Raw genomic sequence first — 5,877 nt, 5'->3', positions numbered from 1 at the left:
GGGTTTTCCGTTCAAATTCGCCGTGAAACCCGCAAGCCTTGCACACCACGTCATTTGCCACTTGTGATCCCTCGCCTGTTGATTTTTGTTGAGTGCTTCGTGGACGGAGTCTACAAAGTGAGAGCGCAGAACGCGGCTCTGCTGGCTACATGGTGGCTACATGGTGGCTACATGGTGGCTACATGGTGGCTACATGGCCAATAAAGGAAAAAGCCCGCTACCTTTTAGATAGCGGGCTTCCCTTTACTGACTTGGTGCCGGAGAGATGAATCGAACACCCGACCTTCTCATTACGAATGAGCTGCTCTACCGACTGAGCTACACCGGCAATCCTCGAATTATAGCTTGGCGTGGTAGCTGGTCACGCGCTCGACTTCGTTTTTGGAGCCCAGGATCACGCTCACTCTTTCGTGCAACTTGGTGGGCTGGATGTCGAGGATGCGCTGTTGCCCGTTGGTGATGGCACCACCCGCCTGTTCCACCACCATGCCCATGGGGTTGGCTTCGTACATGAGGCGCAGCTTGCCGGGTTTGTTGGGTTCGCGTTTGTCCCAGGGGTACATGAAGATGCCGCCGCGCGTGAGGATGCGGTGCACGTCGGCTACCATGCTGGCGACCCAGCGCATGTTGAAGTCTTTGCCGCGTGGCCCTTCCTTGCCGGCCAGGCATTCGTTCACGTAGCGCTGCACCGGTTCGTCCCAGTGCCGCATATTGCTCATGTTGATGGCAAATTCCTGTGTGTCGGGCGGTATTTGCACGTTTTCCCGGGTGAGGATGAACGAGCCTTGTTCGCGGTCCAGGGTGAACATGGCCACGCCGTCGCCGACCGTGAGCACCAAGGTCGTTTGCGGGCCAAAGACGCAGTAGCCTGCGGCCACCTGTTGGGCGCCGGCTTGCAGAAAGTCTTGTTCGCTCACGCCCTGGCTCTGGCCTGGCAAGCCCTCGGGCTTCTTCAGCACACTGAAGATGGTGCCGATGCTGACGTTGACGTCGATGTTGGAGGAGCCATCGAGCGGGTCGAACAGCAGCAGGTATTCGCCTTGCGGGTAGCGGTTGGGCACCACGTAGATGCCTTCCATTTCTTCGCTGGCCATCGCGGCCAGGTGACCGCCCCATTCGTTGGCTTCGATCAGCACTTCGTTGGCGATGATGTCGAGCTTTTTTTGCATCTCGCCCTGCACGTTTTCGGTGCTGGCCGAGCCGAGAACGCCGCCCAGATCACCCTTGTTGACTGCCTGGCTGATGCTCTTGCATGCGCGTGCCACGACTTCGAGCAGCAGGCGCAGATGGGATGGGATGTGGCCGTCGACCCGTTGTTGTTCGACCAGGTAGCGCGTCAGTGAAATCGGTTTGGACATGGTGAGGGACTGAAAATCGGTTCAATGGAGGGTGGTTGTGGCATGGGCGCGCCCGGTCGCCCCCGGTAAGAGGGCACCGGGCTGTGCCTTCAATCGGCCAGCGCCCGGGTGACGACTTCGCGCACGTCGCCGCTGAGTTGGGGTTGGGCGGCGACGCGGGCAACGGCTTCGCGCGCTGCGCTGCGGTAGGGTTCCGCCAGCTTTTTCCAGCGGTCCAGCGCACGCGCGAGGCGGGCGGCGACCTGGGGGTTGAAGGCGTCGAGTTCCAGCACCCGTTCGCTCCAGAACAAATAGCCGGCGGCGTCGGCGCGGTGGAAACCGCCCGGGTTGGCGCTGCAGTAGCTGAAGATCACGCTGCGCGCGCGGTTGGGGTTGCGGATCTGAAAGTCGGGGTGCGCCATCAGCCGGCGAACCGCAGGCAGGGCACTGCCTTGGCGATCGGGTGCGCCTGCCTGCAGCGCGAACCATTTGTCCAGCACCAGGGCTTCCGAGCGGAACTGCGCATGGAAGCGGGTCAGCGCATCGCGTGCCAGGGGCTGACCGCTGCTGACCAGGGCCGCCAAGGCGTTGAAGCGGTCGGTCATGTTGCCGGCGTCTTTGAACCGCTGGAAGGCTTTGCCGGGCCAGATGTTGTCACCCGACTGGCTGGCCGCCAGACACAGCATGTTCAGCGCTTGTCCGCTGAGGGCGCGCCGCCCGGCGCTCAGGGCGTCGGGGCGGTAGGCGCCGTTTTCGCGGTGCGCCTCATAGGCTTGCACCCAGTCGCCGTGCAACGCGGTGGCGAGTTGTAGGCGCATGGCCTCGCGCACGGCGTGTATGCGCTGCGGGTCCACCACGTCGAGTTGCTCGGCGATGTAGGTTTCTGACGGCAGGGTCAGCACCAGTTCCTTGAACGCGGCGTCCAATGCCGGGTGCTGCAACACCAGGCGCATGGCGTCGATGTAGGCCTCGTCCAGCACCGGGGTTTGAGTCGGGTCGGCGTCGCCGCGAATGAAGGCAATGGCGCGCGACAAAGCCAGGCGCTGACCGGCTTCCCAGCGGTTGAAGGCGTCGCTGTCGTGCGCGAGCAGCGTGAGCAGTTGCTCATCGGTGTAGGCAAAGTCCAGCACCACCGGGGCGGAAAATCCGCGCAGGATGGAGGGCACCGGTTCGGCGTCGAGGTGGGTGAAGGTGAAGCTTTCGGATGCTTCGGTCAGCACAAAGATGCGGGTACCGGAACCCGCCTGCGCCTCGTCGTCCAATTGCAGGGGCAGCGCTTGGCCATCCTGTCCGATCAGGCCCAGGGCCACAGGTATCACGAACGGCAACTTGGCCGCCTGGCCGGGCGTGGGCTCCGAGGTTTGTGTCAGCGTCAGTGTGTAGCTGCGCGCAGCGGCGTCGTAGGCGCCGCTGGCATGCAGCCGCGGGGTTCCGGCCTGGCTATACCAGCGCTTGAACTGCGTCAGCAGCAGGGCCAGATCGGAGTCCGGGTTGGCGTCCGCCATCGCTTGTGCGAAGTCGTCGCAGGTCACGGCCTGGCCGTCGAAGCGGGCGAAGTAGAGCTTCAAGCCCGCGGCAAAACCGTCGCGCCCAACCAGGGTCTGCATCATGCGCACGACCTCTGCGCCTTTTTCGTAGACCGTGACGGTGTAGAAATTGTTGATCTCGACGTAGCTGTCGGGCCGCACCGGGTGGGCCATGGGGCCGGCGTCTTCGGGGAACTGGGCGGTGCGCAAAACCCGCACGTCTTCGATGCGCTTGACCGCGCGCGCCGAAGGTTCGGCGCACAGGTCCATGCTGAACTCCTGGTCGCGGAACACAGTCAGGCCTTCTTTGAGGCTGAGCTGGAACCAGTCGCGGCAGGTGACGCGGTTGCCGGTCCAGTTGTGGAAGTATTCGTGCCCGACCACCGATTCGATGTTGGAGAAATCGGTGTCGGTGGCGGTGGCGCTGTTGGCCAGCACGTACTTGGTGTTGAAAATGTTCAGGCCCTTGTTTTCCATCGCGCCCATGTTGAAGTCGCTGGTGGCGACGATCATGAAACGCTCCAGATCGAGCGGTAGACCAAAACGGGCTTCGTCCCAGACCACGCTGGCGATCAGCGAGTTCATGGCGTGTTCGGTCTTGTCCATGTCGCCGGGGCGCACATAGACCTGCAGCAGGTGGGGCTTGCCGCTGCGCGAGACGATGTGCTGCTCGCGCGCCACCAACAGGCCGGCCACCAGCGCAAACAGGTAGCACGGCTTTTTGTGCGGGTCCACCCACTTGGCAAAGTGGCGGCCCCCTTCGAGCTCGCCTTGTTCCACGAGGTTGCCGTTGGACAGCAGCACCGGGTACTTGGCCTTGTCCGCGCGCAGCGTGACGGTGTAGCTGGCCATCACGTCCGGACGGTCGAGAAAGTAGGTGATGCGCCTAAAGCCTTCGGCCTCGCACTGGGTGAAAAAGCTGCCCTCGCTCACGTACAAACCCATGAGCTGGCTGTTCTTGTCGGGAGCGCAAGTGGTGAAGATTTCCAGGTCGAACGGCTCAGGTCCCTGGGGCAGGTTTTCCAGCACCAGTTGATCACCGTCCAGCTTGAACGAGCAGCCCGCACCGTTCACCAGCACCCGTGCCAGGTTCAGCTCTTCGCCGTCGAGCCGCAGCGCTTGTTCGGCCACGTCGGGGTTGCGGCGCAGGCGCATTTTGTTGAGCACGCGCGTCTTGACCGGATCGAGGTCAAACGCCAGGTCCACGGTGTCGATCCAGTAGGCCGGAGCGGCATAGTCTTCGCGGTGTACCACGGTGGTGGGGCCTTCGCGCAGTGCGGTCATGTCAAGTTCCTGTCAGAAGGGGATGGAGGGGTTGCGCAAACGCGGCATCACCCGCTGAGGCGGCCTGGCCGCAACGGTGTAAACCGTGCGGCCAGACAGATTCGAGCGGGCGCCACATGGCTTAGACACCTTGTTTGAGCGAGGCTTCGATGAAGGCATCCAGGTCGCCGTCGAGCACTTTCTGGGTGGCCGAAATCTCGACGTTGGTGCGCAAGTCTTTGATGCGGCTGTTGTCCAGCACATAGCTGCGGATCTGGTGACCCCAGCCCACATCGGTCTTGGTGTCTTCCAGCTTCTGTTGCTCTTCTTGCTGCTTGCGCAGCTCGAAGTCGTACAGCTTGGAGCGCAGGCGTTTCCAGGCCACGTCGCGGTTGCCGTGCTGGCTGCGACCGTCTTGGCACTGCACCACGATGCCGGTGGGCAAGTGGGTCAGGCGCACCGCCGAATCGGTCTTGTTGATGTGCTGGCCGCCGGCGCCAGAGGCCCGGTAAGTGTCGGTGCGCACGTCGGCCGGGTTGATGTTGATCTCGATCGAATCGTCGATTTCCGGGTACACGAACACGCTGGCAAAGCTGGTGTGGCGCCCACCCGACGAGTCGAACGGCGATTTGCGCACCAGGCGGTGCACGCCGGTTTCGGTGCGCAGCAAGCCAAAGGCGTATTCGCCTTCGATCTTGATGGTAGCGCCCTTGATGCCCGCGGTGTCGCCCGGCGTCTCGTCTTCGATCGTGGTCTTGAAGTCCTTGCGCTCGGCGTAGCGCAGGTACTGGCGCAGCAACATGCTGGCCCAGTCGCAGGCTTCGGTGCCACCGGCGCCGGCCTGGATGTCCAGAAAGCAGTTCAGGGGATCGGCCGGGTTGTTGAACATGCGGCGGAATTCGAGCTTCTCCACCTCGGCGGCCAGTTTGCCCGCTTCTGTTTCGATGGTGATCAGCCCGGCTTCGTCGTTGTCGTCGTTCGACATGTCGAACAACTCGCTGTTGTCCGCCAGTTCGCCCGTGAGGCGGTCCAGCACATGGACCACATCTTCCAGCGACTTCTTTTCACGCCCGAGTTCCTGGGCCCGCTTGGGGTTGTCCCAGACCGTGGGCTCTTCCAGCGCGGCTTCGACTTCTTTCAGTTTGGATGCTTTGGCATCGTAGTCAAAGATACCTCCGGAGCTCGACCACCCGCACGGTCAGGTCTTCGAGTTGGTTGCGGATGGTGTTGGTGCGTTCTGCTTCCATGAGAGTCTTCCTGATGTCTGGGGCCAAAACAGGTATTTTCTCATGCGCCCACCCCTGGCGGGCAGGTGCCCACCGCAGAGGCGGTTCAGAAGCGCAGGCTGGCGCCCACCATGAAGGCGGCCGTGCCCAGCAGTTGCACTTCCACGGCGCTGTGGTCGCTCAGCCGGTAGCCAACAGCAGGGACGAGGACGGGCGAGAACCCGCCCACGTTCAGCGGCACCTTGTTCTTGTATTTGCCCACGTAGCCATACACGATGCCCGCGCTCACCGACACGTAGACTTCCGGCACGGACGCCATCACGCCCGGCCAGGTCTTGCCGGCGAACGCATAGGCCGATGGTTGGCCGAAGGAGTTGTTGAACAGGCTGAAACCGCAGAATCGGTCTTTGGGCAACAACAGGCTCACACTGGCGGCGTAAACCTGCTGGTGTTCGGGCGAGTGGGACCAGTGGTGGGTGTAGGGGGAGAAAAAGGCTTCGTAGCGCGGCGCGGGGGCGTTTGCCG

Annotated in this window: 5 protein-coding genes and 1 tRNA gene; 1 reads left to right on the top strand and 5 read right to left on the bottom strand. The window is 62.7% G+C overall.

The features are described from left to right. On the top strand, positions 1 to 204 hold a 204-nt coding region (locus ABYB95_RS15495; RefSeq protein ID WP_372659466.1), incomplete at its 5' end, for a hypothetical protein. A gap of 48 nt (positions 205 to 252) precedes the next feature. On the opposite strand, the gene ABYB95_RS15490 is transcribed toward ABYB95_RS15495, so the two are convergent. From ABYB95_RS15490 to ABYB95_RS15470, 5 genes are all read right to left on the bottom strand, one after another. Beyond that, a tRNA-Thr gene (locus ABYB95_RS15490) sits at positions 253 to 328 on the bottom strand. A gap of 10 nt (positions 329 to 338) precedes the next feature. Then, positions 339 to 1,358, bottom strand: a complete 1,020-nt coding sequence (locus ABYB95_RS15485; RefSeq protein ID WP_372659465.1) for a class 1 fructose-bisphosphatase — start codon at positions 1,356 to 1,358, stop codon at positions 339 to 341. A gap of 89 nt (positions 1,359 to 1,447) precedes the next feature. Beyond that, complete coding sequence (gene pepN / locus ABYB95_RS15480) at positions 1,448 to 4,147, bottom strand: aminopeptidase N (RefSeq protein WP_372659464.1); 2,700 nt, start codon at positions 4,145 to 4,147, stop codon at positions 1,448 to 1,450. A 121-nt stretch (positions 4,148 to 4,268) separates the two neighbouring features. Beyond that, positions 4,269 to 5,373, bottom strand: a protein-coding gene (gene prfB, locus ABYB95_RS15475; protein ID WP_372659463.1) for a peptide chain release factor 2 whose coding sequence is annotated in 2 segments (ribosomal slippage) — positions 4,269 to 5,291 and positions 5,293 to 5,373 — 1,104 coding nt in all. Because the reading frame shifts where the segments join, the coding sequence is not laid out codon by codon here. A gap of 85 nt (positions 5,374 to 5,458) precedes the next feature. Further along, positions 5,459 to 5,877: hypothetical protein (locus ABYB95_RS15470; protein ID WP_372659462.1), on the bottom strand; the 419-nt coding region annotated here is incomplete at its 5' end.

This window comes from Hydrogenophaga sp. (assembly GCF_041633695.1).
Taxonomy (GTDB): domain Bacteria; phylum Pseudomonadota; class Gammaproteobacteria; order Burkholderiales; family Burkholderiaceae_C; genus Hydrogenophaga.
This window is presented reverse-complemented; position numbering and strand designations above follow the sequence as displayed.